The sequence below is a fragment of the Algoriella sp. genome (genome assembly GCF_036647415.1).
GTDB lineage: Bacteria > Bacteroidota > Bacteroidia > Flavobacteriales > Weeksellaceae > Empedobacter.
Genome location: NZ_JAVXKG010000014.1, coordinates 37963 through 56451 on the forward strand (window position 1 = coordinate 37963; position 18489 = coordinate 56451).

The window sequence follows — 18489 nt, forward strand, 5'->3', positions numbered from 1 at the left end:
AAAAAGCTTCCCATTTCAGTTAACCTCAACTGTTTATTGCTTTATGATTTTAGAAATCTGAATTGTTTTGTTTTTATCTGATTTCTATTGCAAAGTAAAAACAGAAACGTAACAAGGTGTTAGACAAAACTTAGACAATATTTGGACAATATGTAGACAGCCCATTTTACGGGAAACCGTAATGTAGTTTGTCCAAAATTTGTCTTCTTTGTAAAAGAATTATTAAAGAAAATGTCTACGAAAAAATATCTATTCGAAAAAGTTTTTGAGAAAGCAAAAAGAGAGTGTGGAAATCAATCTAAAAATGGAATGTCTGTCTATCTAGAAAAAATTATTTCTGATGATTATAACTATTCTATCACAAGTAAATCTTTCTCGCGACATTATAATGATTTTGTAAAAGGAGATAATTTAGAAAAAGAGATAAATCCTGCATTATTGAATATTTTAGCGGAATATCTTGGTCATGAAAATTTTGCAGATTTTAATCAACAATTTGATAAAATAGAAAATGATTTACAACCCATAATTATTTCGGAAGAAGAAGATGCTATTTTGGTTGATGAGCCTTATCAATTAGAAAAAATCGTTGAAAAACCATTTATTGAAGATAAACTTCCTAAAAAAAAGAGTTTTTTTGAAGCTATAAAAAATCAAAACATAAAATATTTTACTGGTGGAGGAATTGCAACGGCTTTAGTTGCTGGAAGTTTATTACTAAATAATCCAAATACAGATAATACATGTATGGTTTGGAAAGAAAATCATTATGAAGAAATTGAATGTAATGAAACAAATCCGCAGATGAACGCTATTCCATACAACGAAGATATTTCTCAGTTGCAAAAAATAACACGTACAGATACGTTGAATTTAGATAATGCAATAGGAAATGTGTGGTACAATAAAAGTAATGGGAAAGTAGATTTTTTTACAAATTATGGCTTACATCCTGAGAATGGTAAAACGTTGAAACCTGTTACTGAGTATATGTTGAAAAAATATGCGATAGAAAAGTAGAGTCTTAAAATTCCTCTACTTCCCATAATCCTGTTTTATTTTCTCTTGCTTCTTGTTGTAGTTTATAAAACGAATCTGCATATTTAGAATTTGGTTGAATGGTCATAATACGTGCAAAACCATTTTTCACTAATTCGGCGTTAACAAAAGTATTGTCTTCTAAATATACGTAGGCTAATACCCGATTATATTGATCGTATTTATCCAAATCAAATTCTAAAAAAACAGTTTTATTCAACAATAAATCGGTTAAAAAATCTTTCGCCTCTTTACCGTAGTAACCTTTTTGCTTTTTTCCGTAATTTCTAATTTCGGGTGTATCAACGCCAATCAATCTTACTTTATATTCTGTATTTTGCGCATCTACACAATAAAAAGTATCACCGTCGATTACTTTATAAACCTGATATTTTGATTCATTATTTATTTCATTATTCTCAGATAAAATAGTTGAAGTAGCAGACAAACTTCTTTCATATTCCTTGATTTCTGGATGATTACAACTCCAAAATAAACCAAAGAATAAAATAATTAGATAATTAAATTTCATTTATTTTTTAAAAATGGGATAGAATATTATGGTATCTTTTAAAATAGTATCAGAAGCTTGTATAAGGAATTTACCTTCATTTAGCTTAAATAAATGTTTAGAATAATCTTCTTTTTGATGTTTATAGAATTTTATAATGGTATCATTTTTATAAATTTCTTTTACAATATCTGCTATTTTGGCGTCCGTTTTCACTTTAATATTTGATACTGAATTTGGTAATGGATTTAATTTCAAAGTATCTGTATCTGTTTGTTCTACAACTTCGGGTGTATAATTTGTATTTTCAATTGGTTTTTCTTCAGTTAAAAGCGGATATAAAAACCATCCCAAAACGCCTAATAAAGCAATTGACAATAAAATAGTCGCAATTTTATAATAACCTAATTTGCTTACTTTTTGATTTTTATGATGATGATTTGATTCGTAAAAATTTTCTAAATTGGTTTGAGGACTATTTGCTCTATTCACATTAGGAAGAGGTGTTATAGAATTTGTTGATCGAGAATTAACTTCTAAATTTTTAAAATCTTGACTAAATTGAGTGAGCTTTTGCTTTATAAATTCAATACTTTCTCCTTTATTAAGTTTTTCTATTAATTCATCAATTTTTTTGGACAATTCATTGTAATCAGAACCTATTTTTTTAAGTTGATTTTCTGTTTCTTCAATTTTTGATTGATTGTCTTGATGCGTTTTTTTATTTGTTTCTATATTTTTTGCAAACTCTTGTTTCTTTACTTCTTTTGCTTTTGATAATTTTTCTTTTTCCTGAACCAATTCATTTCTGAACGCTTCTATTTTGTTTAATCTATCTTCGTTTAATTTCTGAATCTCTAATTCAAACTCTTTTAGATCTCCCACATTTTGTATCAAAGGAACAATGTTTTTCAACTTCACGTATTTCGCTATTTCTTCGCTTTGAGTAAAATAAATCGTGTCATAAACATTTAGTAAATCAATTGATTTTTTGAAATATTCTTGAAGTTTATCGATAGAAGTTTCACAAAAGACAACCAACATTTTATTTGTTTGAAGAGTATTTAAATCCTCAATTACTTTCAAATTATTTTTAATTTTCTCATAATCATTTGGTCGATTAATCGAAAAATCACTTGAATTTTTCACATTGATTGTATCATCAATCACATAATTATTAATTAGATTTTCATGAAAATTATTTAACTGTGAAACTGTAATATTTTCTGTTGCTACTTTATCGACAAATATTAAACTTGAGCCAATAAATGATCCTCCTCTATCTGAATTTGGTTCTTTCGCAAAAGTGTATTTACAGTATGAAATGATGCAATTATTTTGAATATTTTCTTTTCGAATTGCAAATAATTCTGAATTTGGAAATACCATTATTGCATTGGTATTTAAATCAAATGTCTTGATTGATTTTGCAATAGAATGTAAATTATCATTTATATAAAAAAATGAGTTCTTAAAACCGTTTGGACTACCAAAAGTTCCGAAAGCAGAAACAAAATAATTATTCTCCATTAATTGGTGAAATTAAATTTTAAACGCTCCCAAAATGTCCCTTCATAATCTAAATCATAACCTACAATACTACTATATAACCAATTTGAGAGAACTTCTGCCGTTGCTAAACTCAACATTCCGATTCGTTCTTCTCCATTATTGTTATGCAAACTTCCTATTGTGTAATATGTTTTACTTAAACCGTATGTGTTTATTCTTTGGCTAGTTCTACTCAATCTTTCGTCAATAAAACTATCTAATTCTTCTGCACTAGCGACATCCATTCGTCCAGATTTATCCCATTTAGACACGACAAGAATTACATTAACAGATTTAAGATTTTTCCCTTTTCGTTCTAATTCATCCAAAAATTCATTAATCAAATTATCATCTTTATGAGCAGACTCATAGCTTGTTACAATTATAAATGTGAGTGGTATATTTGCATTAAGATAAGATTCTATACTACTATGATAATTGCCGCCTCGTCTTATTTCGTTGTGATTTTCGCCCGAAGTTTCTAAGAAAGTTAGATTAATTGGTGGTACTTTTTTGGATTTATTATTCGGTTCAAAGACCAAATCAAGACGTGTTACTTGATCTCGCGTTGTTCTGTTTGGTAAAATCCCTTGACGAATATTCTCGAAAAAATCTGATAACAGAACTTGCGCTTCTTTTGTATTTGGTGTACCTAATTTTGGTCTCAAAACACCTGCTTGAGAGCTTAAATAATATAACATAGATGATAAAATAACAGATTTTCCAGATTCTGCAGTTCCAAAAAAGAACACAAAATTACTATCCTTATTTTTTATTTCATTTTTTGTTGTATTTCCTAAAGGAACAAAATCATCTTCTGATGAATGATTTGTATCAAATGATAACGGTCTTGAGTCATCTTCAGAACCGAATGACAATGGTTTTAATTCGTCTTTTTCTTCGTTCATCTTATTAACTATTTGGAATTAAAGTTTTACCACTACGTTTATTATTAAAAACACTTCCGTTATTATTTCCATTACTCGTAGGATCTGTTACTAAAAGTATGATAATCACAATTACAAAATCTAACAATATACAACCTGCTAATACTACAAATTGATACATTCCGAAATTCTTAATTGCGTGATCAAAAGCATATCCAATTTTACCAATATCTTGTGTTTGAGAAATAAATGGTTCAAATTTATACTTTTCTTGACCTAAAACAGTCTGTGCTCTAGTTCCTAACTTATTATACTCGATTAACGATTCATCTATTAAAGTTTGTGCAGCTCCATCTTTTTCATCTTTTGGTAATAAAAGAAATTCCTGAATCTTTTTGTTCCACTTTTCTACTGCAATATGAATATCCGTTTTCAATGTTTTTTCATCAGGAGACAAATCAGAAATCATATTATCAATCTGTGTTCCCATTCGTTCCGCTAAATCTGCATAATCATTGCCAACTGGTGTTAACAAATCAACTTTTTGTCCAGTTAATTTTTCAATATCTTTAATCAAATCTTGCGCACGTTTTCCAATTCCTTTGTTACCAGGATCTTTTATTTGCTCGATTAATTGTTTTTTCTTTATCTCAATATTCTGAGTAGTCTCCTTATTGTATTTATAGCTTAATTTACCCTCAACATTTGTTTCTAAGTTATTGTACTTATCATTTATATCTCGTAATTCTGTTGTATAAATATCGGTTCTCATAAACCTTGTATACAATGCATTAAAATTGGCTATAAAACAAAATGAAGCTATAAAAATATAAATCCCTATTAATCCTTTTACCGATTTACCTTCTAATTTTGCCGAATGAATCATCCAACATAAAAACAAAAGAAGTAGTGATAATACCAGTGCAATGACAAATGATGCACCACCAAATATCTGCTGTAAACCTAGCCAAGTTTGATAAAAACTTACACTTATTAGTAATATTGCTAAAAATGCTAGGAATAGATCTGTCGCTTTAATTGTTTTACCCATGTTCAACTCTTTTTCAATTAGTTATTAATACTACAAATAAATGATTATTTTTTTATTTTACAAGATTACTTTTTTATCTAAATTAATATTTACGGTTTCACATAATTGATAAAAAAAACAAATCAATAAAACTGACCTTGACTATTTTCAATTATTATTTAAAACTTTACCTTTGCAGAATGTCAAGAAAAGTAAAGAATAAAATCATATTAAATAATATAGAAGTTTTACGTGCTGGTGCAAAAGGTGTATCGGTTGGTAGAACAGAAGAGGGAAAGACTGTTTTGATAAAAGGCGCTATTCCTGGAGATATTGTAGATGTACATGTCTTGAAGAAAAAAAGTAGCTATTTAGAAGGACAAGCAATCGAAATTCATACAAAATCACCTTATCGTGTTGGTCCAGAATGTGAACATTTTGGCGTTTGTGGTGGTTGTAAATGGCAAGATATGAGCTATGATGCTCAACTAAAATTTAAACACGACGAAGTTGTAAATAATTTGGTTCGCATTGGTGGTTTCAAAGAATTAGACACAGAAATTGTACCGATTTTAGGTTCAAAAGAACAATATTTTTACCGTAATAAATTAGAATTCACGTTTTCTAACGCACGTTGGTTAACATTAGAAGAAATACAATCTGGTAAAGAATTTGACGACCGCGATGTTGTTGGTTTTCATATTCCAGGTGCGTGGTCTAAGGTTTTAGATGTTACAAAATGTTATTTACAAACAGATCCGTCAAACGCGATTCGTGTTGAAGCAAAGCGTTTTGCATTAGAACATAATTTAGATTTCTTCGATTTAAAAAATCAAGAAGGATTATTAAGAACTTTAATGATTAGAACTTCTCAAAATGGTGAAGTAATGGTTTTGGTTCAATTTTTCCGTGAAGAAAAAGAAAATCGCGAAGCATTTTTACAAAACTTAAAAGATAAATTTCCAGAGATTACATCTTTATTGTATGCAATCAATCCAAAACAAAACGATTCTGTTTATGATTTAGATATCGAAACGTTTGCTGGAAAAGATCATATTATGGAGAAAATGGAAGATTTAGATTTCAAAATTGGTCCAAAATCTTTTTATCAAACAAATCCAGAACAAGCTTACGAATTATATAAATTGACACGTGATTTTGCTGGATTAACGGGCGAAGAATTAGTATACGATTTATATACAGGTACAGGAACTATTGCACAATTTGTATCTAAAAAAGCGAAAAAAGTAGTTGGTGTAGAATCTGTTCCAGAAGCTATTGCTGCTGCCAAAGCTGCTGCAGAACAAAACGGAATTACAAATTGTGATTTCTTTTGTGGTGATATGAAAGATGTATTAAATCAAGAATTTATCGAGCAACATGGTATTCCAGATGTTTTGATTACTGATCCTCCTCGCGATGGTATGCACAAAAAAGTAGTTGAAAATATATTATTTATGAATCCTAAACGTGTGGTTTATGTTTCTTGTAACTCTGCAACACAAGCGCGCGATTTGGAATTGATGAAAGAGCAATATAAAATTGTTAAAGTTCAGCCAGTTGATATGTTTCCACAAACACATCATGTAGAAAATATTGTACTTTTAGAGCGAATTTAAAATTCAATCAATCAAATGAAAAAAATTCAATCTTTCTTCAAATACAGTTTATTTGCATTTATAATTGCTTCGGCATTTTATAGTTGCGAGGACGACGATATTTGTACAGACGAAGGCGAAGTTCCGCGTATGGTTGCCGATACGTATTATGATACGGATAAAGTTACAGAATTAGAAGATTCCTATTATTATTGGGCATACATTTTGGCTGATGAGATAAAAGGTGATAAAACGGATACAATTCAAATAGAAAATGGAAGTGTTTCAATGAAGTCTAGTTTTGGAATTGCTTTACGTAATAATCCTAATAAAAAAATATTTTATACCGTTGCACAAGGACCTGATATAGAAATTAAAGATCCTGTTACGAATCAAGTTACAGAAACAATTTTAGCAAAACGCGATCGTTTGATTTTAGAATATGATGAAATTGGTAACGCATATACATCAAAAGCATGTGGTTTTGGGTTAACTTTTAAAGGTATAAAAGTATCATTGGTAACCAAAAAAGGTTCGGGACCAGGGAATTGGATAAAAAGTATAGAAACTGTAAATACAGAAATTAAAGATGGCTCAACGACTATTATTAAGCTTTTTGCTGATCCTCGTAACTAATTTTAGTTTCGCACAGGAAAACAAAACAGATTCTACAAAGGTTTCTGTAACAGATACTATCTCAAAAAATAAATACCACGATATTTTTATCGGTGTAGATTTGTTCAACCCAATTGTTTCTGCGTTTACAGATAAAAAAGGAGCAAGTGCTTACATTTCTTATCAACTAAATAGTAAATGGCATTTGGTTGCAGAAGTTGGATACGAAAAAAATAAGTTCGACGAAATTAACTGGAATGTAGATGTAGACGGTGCTTTTGCTAAAATTGGTGCAAATTGGTTTATTACACAAGATGTAGAAAATCAATCGAACGGAATTTACATTGGTGGACGTGCTGCGTATTCTAAATATTCGCAAACAATTAATAAATATCCTATTCGCGATTTACAATCTAATATAGTTATAAATCATGGTAGCCGCTCCAAAGCAGATGTAAGTGCTTTTTGGGTAGAAGCTGTAATAGGAGGACGAGTAGAGATTTTGAAGAATTTTTATGGAGAACTTGCCTTGCATCCTTCAGCATATTTAGGTGGTAAAAAAGATGATAATATCGACCCATTAGTGATTCCTGGTTATGGGAAAAATAGTGGTCCATTTAATATGTCTGTTTTTTGGGGAATTGCTTATAAGATAAAGTAGAATATAATTCTGAACTCGTTTCAGAAAATTAATACAACAAAAGGAACTCTAAAATTGAGTTCCTTTTTTAGGTTAATATAATCCAAACTTATCCCATTCTTCTTGTGATAAATTAGTTTTTATTATGTTATTTTTCAAATCAATTAACATTCTCTGATCTTTTTTTCTAACAGCTATACTAATTGATTTATTATCATAATTAAAATAAAAATCACTCCAATTAAACTTCAAATCATCATAATCAAATGGAATTAATTGATTATTCAATTTATCTACAACTCCATATTTCCCTTGTTTACTTACAAAAAAGTAACCGTTCGCGTAACTAAAATCTTTGTAAATACAAGGTATTGAAACCTGACCTTCTCGAGAAATTAATCCAAATAACCCGCTTTTAGAAACAATATACTCATCTGGCCCATACTCTACCCAATTAGATATTGTATCATACTCTAAAGGAATTATTATTTTCTGAAACTTATCTATAACACCTATTTTATTATATTTTTTTACAATAAAATTGTTTTGTCTATCAAAAACTGGTTCAATATTTTGATATATTGGAGGAAATAAAATCTTACCTAATGTATCAACTAAACCAAAGAAGTTATCTTTTTTGAGAATAATTTCTCCTTGCTCTGTACTATAATAAAAGTCTGTAAAATCAGTTTTTATACTAATATTTTGATTTGGAGTTTGCAAAAATATTTTATTATCTTTTTTTATGAGAGCATTTTTATTATTGTTAATTAATATCACTTTTTGATTTTCTATTTTTATATATTCTTTACCATCAGAAGTCAATACGCCAAATTGGTTTGTAAAATCTTCTACTTTAAAGAGTGAGACAAATGTATCATTCAATCTAATACCACCTTCATAATCTATATTTTTCAACCATTTATCTCCAGAAACCGAAATTAAATCTTCGGAAAGTAGTTTTAATTTCCCATCCTTTTTAATAACAAAAGTTTCTAACTTATTTCCATAAAATCCATCATTAGCAATTGAATCATAAATTATATCTAAAACGATTTTTCCTTTCGAATTTATTATACCATATTTTGTTTTATTCTGAATTATAGCAAAACCTTTTTGATTAAATTTAAAAATATTATCATATTTTCCGAACTCTAATACTTCTTCTAAATTTCTATTTAATAAACCTATTTTACCATTCTTCGATAATTTTATAGCTCCATCAATAAAATATGTTGTTCCTTCTCTACCTTCAAAACCATATTTAGATTCAACAATTATATCTTCTCCATGATTATCAAAAATAAAATCCGTTAATTGTTCTCCTTTATTATTAAAAATAGCCCATTTGTCTTTATTTTTCACAAACATAACACTATCATTCATTGATTGGTCTACAGAATTATAAATAGGGGGAATTATTTCTTTTCCATTTTTATTAATAAATCCATGCTTTCCATTCTTAATAATTATAGCTAAACCAGATTTATAAAAATAATTTAACCGATCATAACGAAATGGAATTACAATTTCTCCTTTTCTATTTATTGCTCCGAATTTATCTTTAACTTGAGCAGAAGCTAAACCATTATCTGAAAAAACACTTAAATCATCATAAATAAATGGAATTAAAATATTATCATTGATATCAATATAACCATCTTTACCATCTTTTTGAGCAAGAATCATATTTTCTTCATCCATTGGATTCAAAAATTTATATTTACCTAAAGGAATTTTCATCTCCTTTGTGCTATTATCTATATATCCCCAAAAGTTATTTTTATCTACTCTAGAATATTTCTGTTGACTCGTTTCAGTCTGAGAAAAACATATCTTAGAAAATAAGAGTATAAATAATAAAGAAAAACGCATATTAAATAAGTTAATTATTTGATTAATATACAATAAAAAAAGGAACTCTAATTGAGTTCCTTTTGTCTTAATGCGAAGCTGAAATAAATTCAGCTTAACTTATCGTTTCTGTCATTCTGAGCTTGTCGAAGAATCTAGGTTCTTCATTCCACTTACGTTCCATTCAGAATGACACAACAAAGATTTCAGCTTAATCCAAAACCTTTGCTCCTTTTACTTTTTGATCTGTTAAAGCGATTTCCAGAACTTCTTTCATTTCTTTTACGTAATGAAAAGTCATTCCTTTTACATATTCAGCCTTAATTTCTTCAATATCTTTTCGGTTGTCATCGCTCAAAATAATCTCTTTGATATTTGCACGTTTCGCAGCCAATATTTTTTCTTTAATTCCACCTACAGGCAACACTTTACCACGTAAAGTAATTTCTCCTGTCATCGCTAATTTCGCTTTTACCTTGCGTTGAGTAAATGATGATACCAAGGACGTCAACATTGTGATTCCGGCAGATGGTCCATCTTTTGGTGTTGCACCTTCTGGCACGTGAATATGAACTTTATAGTTTTCGAAAACCTCCGGTTTTATTCCTAATTCGTCTGCATGAGCTTTGATATATTCTAACGCAATTGTCGCAGACTCTTTCATTACCGTACCTAAATTTCCAGTAATAGAAAGACCTCCATTTTTGCTTTTTGATAAAATAGATTCTATAAATAAAATATCTCCACCAACACTTGTCCAAGCTAAACCAACCACAACACCCGGTACATCATTATTTTCATACTGATCTGGCGTTATAGATGGTCCTAAAATCTTCGAAATATCTTCTGTTGAATATTTTTTATTAAATTCTTCCTCTAAAGCAACATGTTTTGCCGCTGCACGAACCAATTTAGCTACTTTTTGATTTAGATTACGTACACCCGATTCGCGTGTATAACCAGTTATCAAATACTCAATTTCTTTTTTACCTAAAACTACATCTTTTTCTCCCAAACCATGATCTAATAATTGTTTTGGTAAAAGGTGTCGTTTTACAATTTCGGCTTTTTCTTCTATCGTATAACCTGCAATATTTATCATCTCCATACGATCGCGTAATGGACTTGGAATATCACCAATATTATTGGCTGTCGCGATGAAAAATACTTTTGATAAATCGTATCCAATTTCTAAGAAATTATCGTAGAACGTTGAATTTTGCTCAGGATCTAAAACTTCTAACATTGCTGATGAAGGATCTCCGTGTGCACTCGCCGTCATTTTATCTATCTCGTCTAAAACAAAAACAGGATTTGATGATTCTGCTTTTTTGATAGACTGTAAAATACGCCCTGGCATAGCACCAATATAGGTTTTACGATGACCACGAATCTCAGATTCATCGTGTAAACCACCCAAAGACATACGCACATATTTGCGACCAATAGACTCTGCAATAGATTTCCCCAACGATGTTTTACCAACACCCGGAGGTCCATATAAACAAAGAATTGGCGAACGCATATCTCCTTTCAATTTTAGAACAGCTAAATGCTCCAGAATACGTTCTTTCACATCTTCTAATCCGTAATGATCGTGATCTAAGATTTTCTTTGCATTTTTAATATCAAAGTTGTCTTTTGTTAAATCATTCCAAGGTAAATCCAACATAAAATCTAAATAATTACGTTGAATATTATGTTCTGGCATTTGTGGATTAAGGCGAGAAAGACGATTTATTTCTTTATCAAAATGATTGGCTACTTCTTCGCTCCAACGTTTTGTCAATGCACGTTTGCGCATTTCATTTATTTCTTCTTCAGTCGAGTTTCCTCCTAATTCTTCTTGAATAGATTTGATCTGCTGATTAAGAAAATATTCTTTTTGTTGTTGATCTAATTCTTTGCGAACCTTATTCTGAATAGTGTTCTTCAGTTCAAGTTTTTGCAATTCCAAATTCATGAAACGCATTACTTCCATCGCACGCAATTTCATGTCAGAAATCTCTAACAATAATTGTTTTTCATCAATATTTAACATCAAATTAGACGCTACAAAATTGATTAAAAACGTATTACTTTCTATACTTTTTATTGCTGATGCGGCTTCTGAAGGTAACATTGGATTTTCTTCTACTATTTGGTAAGCCAAATCGCGAATAGAATCTATAATAATTGGATATTCTTTGTTACGAGAAGTCGGAACTTTTTCTGTTAAAATTTCTACTTCAGCCTTAAAATATGGATCTTCCGTTTCATAATTCTTAACCTTAAAGCGTTTCATTCCTTGTAAAATTACCGTAATGTTACCATCTGGTAATTTTATCATTCGCATAATTTTCGCAACTGTACCAACTTGATACAAATCCGCTGGCATAGGATCTTCTACAGCAATATCTTTCTGAGAAAGAACACCAATAATACGATCTTCTTTGTATGCTTGTGTTAAAAGTTTTATAGATTTATCTCTTCCTGCTGTGATTGGTGCAACCACGCCCGGAAATAAGACTGTATTTCTTAACGATAAAATAGGCAATGTCGAAGAAATATCTTGCTTACTCAGCTTGCTTTCTTCGTCTTTACTCATCAAAGGAATTAATTCGATTTCTTCTTCCATTACTTGTGCTAATGACAAATTGTCTATATTCATAATTTTCTTAAACGTTCAAAGTGTCAGTAAAACTATTTTTGACTGACGATAGCTTTAAAAATGATTACTATAAATCATTAATTAATCAGGTTTAATCTGATTAGAAAAGCGAGTATAAATAAGACAAACCTTGTGCCAATTAAAAATCTTGTCAGTTTTTCAATAAAGGTTTATAATGAGGATAAATAATTATTTTACTTCAAGATCTTTTATCAAGATGGTCTGATCTTTAATTATAAAACAATTTTCAAGAAATTTATTCATTGATTTTGCATGAAAATTAATCATTCCGAAATCCTCTGAAATCAATAATTCTGTTAAATCTTCACTTGATAATTGTTTCAGATTTTCGTAATCTGTTTCTTCTTCTACTTCTTCCATAAAAGAATCTAGCGTATCATGGGTAATATATAAATCGTGATCGATACAACCAATCCAACCTTTTTTATCGCCTTGTAAAACTTCAACAAATTCATTTCCTCCAGGGTCTGTTCCAATTTTGAAAAAAATAGATTCGAAAATATTGTATTCTTGTGCAAGTTGTAAATCATAATAATCAGAACCTGCATCTAATCCATATAAACAACCAAATAATTGCCAAGGTTCTTCATCAGTATAATTAGTAGTATAATTCTTATAATCAACATTAAAAAAGACTAAATCATTAAACCCATTTTGATCTAACAAAAAAACTGAGTACTCATCTGAAAATTTATATTTTTCTTGTAATGATTGAATTTCCTCTTTTGTAGATTTCGGAAATCCAAATGGATTGGGAAAAGTAACTTTTGATAACATCATTTTAAGTTTTAGGTTAAATAAATCTAATAAAAAAATCGGGAATTACCCGATTTTAGATTTTTCAATAGCCTCTTTATATATTTCTACATATTGTGGCAGTATATTTTTTTTATCAAAAGCAAGAGCTTGTTGCTTTGCTCGATTTTTAAATTCATTTAAAATTTTATCATCTCTTAAAATTTCTAAACTTTTTTCAGCCATCATTTCTATATCTCCAATTGGACAAGTATACCCCGTCACACCATCAATATTTACTTCAGGCAAACCTCCTGCATTCGACGAAACTACTGGTACACTTGCAGCCATTGCTTCTAAAGCTGCTAAACCAAAACTTTCTTGCTCTGATGGTAAAAGAAATAAATCCGAAGCATGTAAAACTGAATGTAAATCATTTACCATTCCTAGACTTTTTACTTTATCTCCAATTCCTAATTCTTCTATCAGTTGTTCTGCCATTTCCCATTCAGGTCCTTCTCCACAAATAATTAAACGTGCTGGAATTTCTTTCTGAATAAGATTAAATGTTCCGATTACATCTTGTATACGTTTCACTTTTCTAAGGTTGGAAACATGTAAAATAATACGTTCTCCAGTTGAAGCAAAATTACTTCTACAACAGCTGTTTTGTTCTGGCAGATATTGTTTATTATCGATAAAATTCGGTACAACACAAATCTCATTCTTAATCTTAAAAATATCTAACGTATCTTGTTTTAAACTTTCTGAAACAGATGTTACAATATCTGATTGATTTATAGAAAATTCAACTGCCGATTTGTATACAGGATGTTTCCCTACTAACGTAATATCTGTTCCGTGCAAAGTTGTAATTACAGGTAAATTTATTCCTTTTTCGCGCAACATCATTTTGGTAAAATATGCTGCATACGCATGTGGAATTGCATAATGCACATGTACCAAGTCTAATTTATATTTTTCTGCAACTTCGCCTAATAATGTACTTAATGCAAGATCATATGGTTGATATTGAAACAATGGATAAGTTTCTACATAAACACGATGAAAATAAATATTTGGTAATCTATTATCTAAACGAGCAGGCAAACTTGTACTAAAAAAATGAACTTGATGACCAGATTCGGCCAAATCCATTCCAAGCTCAGTTGCCACAATTCCGCTACCACCATAAGTTGGATAGCATACAATTCCTATCTTCATCTATTATTTTTATTTGGTCAAATTTAAGGTAAAATTGCGTCGTAAATTAACTGACGGATATTTTCTCTAATTTTTTTTATCGAAAGATAATTTGGTTCGACAATTTCATTTACTCGATTAGAGAGAAAAATGTACACCATATTATATTTAGGATCTGCCCAAACCATTGTTCCCGTAAAACCTGTATGCCCAAAACTATCTGCTGATGGACCTACTTTAGAAGTCGTTTGCATTTTATCGAAGCCAGCTCCACGATGATTTCCTGCAAATTGTTGCTTTGTAAATTCGGCTACAACTTCGGGTTTTAAATAAACCTCATCTCCATATTCGCCACCATTTAGATACATTTGCATCAATTTTGCTAAATCAATAGAAGTAGAAAATAAACCTGCATGTCCTGCAATTCCGCCTATCATTGCTGCACCTTGATCGTGTACAAATCCGTGAATTAATTGATTTCTGTAGGTTTTGTCATATTCGGTTGGAATAATCTCTTCAAGTTTAAATTTCTCTTTTGGATTAAAAGTTGTACGATACATACCCAATGATTGATAAAATTTTTCTTGCGTCAATTGATTCAAATCTTTATCAAAATCTTTTTCTAACTTTTTCTTGAAAATATAATAACCTAAATCTGAATATTCGTACGTTTTTCGTCCAAGCGACGATTTATAAATATCTTCGTAAATCGTATCTTTTATCGTATTAATGATATAAATGTTATCCGTAACTTTTATTTGATGCTCTTCGTCTTGTTTTCTTGAATAGAAATCTAAATACAAGCGCGCATTTTTTACGTTTACGGTTTCATTGTAAAAACCAATCCAAGGTTTTAAACCCGCTTGATGAGCCAACACTTCACGAACTTTCAAAGAAGATTTGTTCGAGTTTTTTGCTTCTGCATCAATTTCGCCAAGTGTTTGATCAAGATTTAATTTATTTTCGTTAACCTCCAACATCAACAAAGGCAACGTCGCCGTCACCTTTGTTACCGAAGCGACATCATACAAATCTGTCCACTCCACTTTTTTTGTCGAATTTTTATCTTGCGTTCCGAAGCTTTTGTCATACACAATTTTACCATCTTTTGCCACCAAAATTTGCATTCCGGGCGTATAATGATTAGCGATTGCTTCTTCGGCAAGTCTATCTATTTCTGAGAGTTTTTTTTTCCTAAACCTACATTTTCTGGTGCAGTAAATCCTAAACGTTTGATATGTTTTGTAACAATTCCTTGTCCTTCTTTCAAATTTTGATTGATATCAACAGGTAAAGTTCCTTCCGAATCTATCGCTCCAAAAATCACTTGTGCAGCCGCTGCTTGTGCATCTTTTGTATTTTGATACTGAACCGTAACTGCATCTAAATTTGATAAATCTAAATCTTTCAAACCATAAGCACTTGTAAATAAAGAGAAAATCTTCTTTTTATTTTTTGGTAAAGCATTCAGAATTGATTTCGAATTATCTGATAATTTATATGGTTTATAAACCGTTTCATTTGATAAAAACGCTCCCGAAATAATCACGTCAAAATCATTTAATAAATTAATTTTTGATGGATGATCAACTTTTACCAATTCTACGTTTGCATATTTCTGTAAATGTGTCAAAAATGGCTCATAATCTGTTTGCTCTAACGGAACAAATGCAATTTTTTGATTCACTTTTTTGATTGGCAATGTTTTATCATTGTTCTTAACAACCGTTGTTGCTTTCTCAAAAATCTTCGTTGTTAATGCTAAATTTTCTGGAGAATTTAAAACATCAAAAACATTTGTTGGATCAAGAGGTTTCAAATCATTTAATCCCGTGATATATTTTGCCATCAAAATTTTCTTCACACTTTCTTCCAAACGTGCTTCAGAAATTTCTCCTTTTTGTATTGCATCAATAATTTTTTGTTTCCCTATATGTACATTTTGAGAAAATAACAAAATATCATTTCCTGCCACAAATGCTCTGTAATCTACATCACCAGCAGGATACATTTTTGCGACACCATCCATATTAAGTGCATCTGTAATTACAATTCCTTTAAAACCTAATTCGCCTTTTAAATAATCTGTAATAATTTTTTTGGATAAGGTTGAAGGAATTTTCGGATCTGGTTCTAAAGCCGGCACATTAAGATGCGCCACCATGATTGACTGCACACCAGCCTCTATCATTTTTTTGAAAGGCGCAATATGATATTTCTCTAAATCCGCTTTATTATCAGGAATCAAAGGTAAAACTTTATGTGAATCTTGGTCTGTATTTCCATGTCCTGGGAAATGTTTTGCAGAAGAAAGTACGTTTTGCTCTTTCATTCCATTCATGTACGCAATTCCTTTTTCAGCCACACGATCTGGGTTTGAACCAAAAGAACGATTACCAATAATCGGATTATTTGGATTGACATTAACATCAACAGAAGGCGCAAAATTGAACTGAATTCCGACACGGTTTGCTTGTATCCCGATTTGTTTACCAACTTGATAAATTAGACTATTATCACGTAAAGCTCCAAGTGTCATATTCCACGGAAAACGCTCTACACCTTTCAATCGCATAGCCAATCCCCATTCTCCATCAACTCCAATTAGCAATGGAACTTTAGAATTTGCTTGAAATTTATTTGTTAAATCAATTTGTTTAACTGCTTGATCTTGCATAAAAATTAATCCACCGATATGCTCGTTTTTGATTAATTTCATAATATCATTTTCATGAATAGAATCTCTGTTCGTGTAAGCTGCGACAATAAATAATTGTCCAACTTTCTCTTCTAACGACATCGAATTATATTTTTCATCTACCCATTTCAATTGAATAGTATCTTTATATAATGGCGAAAGTTGTTGCGCTTGCGAAGCGATAGGTAAAATAATTGTTAAGATTGCAAGTTGGATGATTCTTTTCATTCCGAAATAAATTAATTTTGTACGTTTTTTCTTAATAGGAAACATAAATTTAGGTCTAATCAGTTTTGGATTTGTAAATTTATAGTAAATTGTGAAATTAAATTGAATTCTATGAATATTTTCAGTGTAGTACAGGATAATATGTTAAATCATCCTGGATTAATAACTGTTTTTGGAGTCGCGGTAATTATTATGTTACTGCTTGATTTGGGTGTTTTTAACAAAAATGCGCACGCCGTATCTAACAAAGAGGCACTTACGTGGTCTGTTGTTTGGATTTCTTTGGCAATGATTTTTAGTGGAGTAATCTATTTTGTGTTCAAAAATGCAGACGGACATGATTTTGCAATGGAAAAATTCTCCCAATTTCAAGCTGCATATTGGATAGAAAAAGCATTGTCTGTGGACAATTTATTTGTCTTTATTTTAGTTTTCGGATTTTTCAAAATTCCGAAAGAATATCAACACAAAGTTCTTTTTTGGGGAATTTTAGGCGCTTTATTATTCAGAGCAATTTTTATTTTTGCAGGTGTAGAGTTAATTAAAATGACTTATTTACCAGCTTTCTCTATTGGCGATTGGAATTTTAATTTGGCTGAAGATGCAGAACATGCAAATTTTGCTGCGAAAGAATTTTTCCGACCAAATGTTGTTTTAACTATTTTCGGATTTTTCTTAGTTTTTGCTGGAATAAAATCTTGGAAGTCTGATAATGACGAAGAGCAAGATCTATCGAAGAATTTTGGTGTAAAATTGGTTCATAAATTTTTCAAAGTAACACCAAATTTTGATGGCGATAAATTTTTCTCAGTTCAGAATGGAATCAAAATGGCAACACCTTTGTTTGTCGCGTTAATGGTTATAGAAGTTACCGATTTGGTTTTCGCTGTAGATAGTATTCCTGCTATTTTTGCGGTTGCACCTAATGATCCTTTTATCTTGTATTCATCTAATATTTTTGCAATTTTAGGACTTCGTTCATTGTATTTCTTATTGGCAAATTCGATGGATAAATTCAATAAACTGCATTATGGTTTGGCAATTATTTTAAGCTTTATTGGACTTAAAATGATTATTATGCCTTTTTATCATTTCGAATCAACTGTTTCACTTGCAATTATTGGTGGAGTTTTAGCAATAACAATTATTTGGTCTTTACTTGCAAATAAGAAAGAGGAAGCTAAAAAGTAGAATAATTTCTTATAGATAAATTGAAAGCCGTTCGTAAGA

Annotated in this window: 15 protein-coding genes; 5 read left to right on the top strand and 10 right to left on the bottom strand. The window is 30.3% G+C overall.

What is annotated here, in order from left to right:
* The first annotated feature begins 231 nt into the window (after nucleotides 1-231).
* Nucleotides 232-1020, top strand: coding sequence for a hypothetical protein (locus RSC72_RS07835; RefSeq protein WP_332545354.1), 789 nt, complete (start codon nucleotides 232-234; stop codon nucleotides 1018-1020).
* Nucleotides 1021-1024: 4 nt separating this feature from the next.
* Here RSC72_RS07835 and RSC72_RS07840 read toward each other — a convergent pair whose 3' ends face one another.
* From RSC72_RS07840 to RSC72_RS07855, 4 genes are read right to left on the bottom strand one after another with little or no spacing between them, the layout of a single operon-like run.
* Nucleotides 1025-1570: a thermonuclease family protein gene (locus RSC72_RS07840; protein ID WP_332545356.1), complete on the bottom strand. Its 546-nt coding sequence runs from the start codon at nucleotides 1568-1570 to the stop codon at nucleotides 1025-1027.
* The gene (locus RSC72_RS07845) at nucleotides 1571-3079 is read right to left on the bottom strand and encodes a hypothetical protein (protein WP_332545357.1); all 1509 of its coding nucleotides are present in this window, start codon (nucleotides 3077-3079) and stop codon (nucleotides 1571-1573) included.
* Nucleotides 3079-4008 carry a hypothetical protein gene (locus tag RSC72_RS07850; protein ID WP_332545358.1) on the bottom strand — a complete coding sequence of 310 codons (930 nt, stop codon included), beginning with the start codon at nucleotides 4006-4008 and terminating at the stop codon, nucleotides 3079-3081. Before RSC72_RS07850 ends, RSC72_RS07845 begins: the two co-directional genes overlap by 1 nt.
* A gap of 4 nt (nucleotides 4009-4012) precedes the next feature.
* A complete protein-coding gene (locus RSC72_RS07855; protein WP_332545359.1) occupies nucleotides 4013-5038 on the bottom strand; it encodes a hypothetical protein in 1026 nt (341 codons plus the stop codon).
* A gap of 179 nt (nucleotides 5039-5217) precedes the next feature.
* Between RSC72_RS07855 and rlmD the strand changes: the two genes are divergently transcribed.
* The 3 genes from rlmD to RSC72_RS07870 are packed head-to-tail and all read left to right on the top strand — an operon-like array spanning nucleotide 5218 to nucleotide 7891.
* Nucleotides 5218-6636 (top strand): 23S rRNA (uracil(1939)-C(5))-methyltransferase RlmD, encoded by a 1419-nt coding sequence (rlmD, locus tag RSC72_RS07860; RefSeq protein ID WP_332545360.1) that lies wholly within the window; start codon nucleotides 5218-5220, stop codon nucleotides 6634-6636.
* A 15-nt stretch (nucleotides 6637-6651) separates the two neighbouring features.
* The gene (locus RSC72_RS07865) at nucleotides 6652-7251 is read left to right on the top strand and encodes a DUF6452 family protein (protein WP_332566006.1); all 600 of its coding nucleotides are present in this window, start codon (nucleotides 6652-6654) and stop codon (nucleotides 7249-7251) included.
* Complete coding sequence (locus RSC72_RS07870; protein WP_332544114.1) at nucleotides 7205-7891, top strand: DUF6048 family protein; 687 nt, start codon at nucleotides 7205-7207, stop codon at nucleotides 7889-7891. The genes RSC72_RS07865 and RSC72_RS07870 overlap by 47 nt, the downstream gene beginning before the upstream one ends.
* A gap of 72 nt (nucleotides 7892-7963) precedes the next feature.
* Here RSC72_RS07870 and RSC72_RS07875 read toward each other — a convergent pair whose 3' ends face one another.
* The 6 genes from RSC72_RS07875 to RSC72_RS07900 form a co-directional block, all read right to left on the bottom strand.
* On the bottom strand, nucleotides 7964-9745 hold the full coding sequence (locus RSC72_RS07875; protein ID WP_332544113.1) for a WG repeat-containing protein: 1782 nt from the start codon (nucleotides 9743-9745) through the stop codon (nucleotides 7964-7966).
* Between the two features lie 190 nt (nucleotides 9746-9935).
* Nucleotides 9936-12374: an endopeptidase La gene (gene lon / locus RSC72_RS07880; RefSeq protein ID WP_332544112.1), complete on the bottom strand. Its 2439-nt coding sequence runs from the start codon at nucleotides 12372-12374 to the stop codon at nucleotides 9936-9938.
* Between the two features lie 189 nt (nucleotides 12375-12563).
* Nucleotides 12564-13175 carry a hypothetical protein gene (locus RSC72_RS07885; protein ID WP_332544111.1) on the bottom strand — a complete coding sequence of 204 codons (612 nt, stop codon included), beginning with the start codon at nucleotides 13173-13175 and terminating at the stop codon, nucleotides 12564-12566.
* 42 nt (nucleotides 13176-13217) lie between these two features.
* Nucleotides 13218-14354: an N-acetyl-alpha-D-glucosaminyl L-malate synthase BshA gene (gene bshA, locus RSC72_RS07890; RefSeq protein WP_332544110.1), complete on the bottom strand. Its 1137-nt coding sequence runs from the start codon at nucleotides 14352-14354 to the stop codon at nucleotides 13218-13220.
* Between the two features lie 23 nt (nucleotides 14355-14377).
* Nucleotides 14378-15460, bottom strand: coding sequence for a serine hydrolase domain-containing protein (locus tag RSC72_RS07895; RefSeq protein ID WP_332544109.1), 1083 nt, complete (start codon nucleotides 15458-15460; stop codon nucleotides 14378-14380).
* A gap of 44 nt (nucleotides 15461-15504) precedes the next feature.
* A complete protein-coding gene (locus tag RSC72_RS07900) occupies nucleotides 15505-17259 on the bottom strand; it encodes a glycoside hydrolase family 3 protein (RefSeq protein ID WP_332544108.1) in 1755 nt (584 codons plus the stop codon).
* 111 nt (nucleotides 17260-17370) lie between these two features.
* On the opposite strand from RSC72_RS07900, the gene RSC72_RS07905 reads away from it, so the two are divergent.
* Entirely contained in the window at nucleotides 17371-18450 is a 1080-nt protein-coding gene (locus RSC72_RS07905; RefSeq protein WP_332544107.1) for a TerC family protein, read from the top strand.
* The last annotated feature ends 39 nt before the right edge of the window (nucleotides 18451-18489 follow it).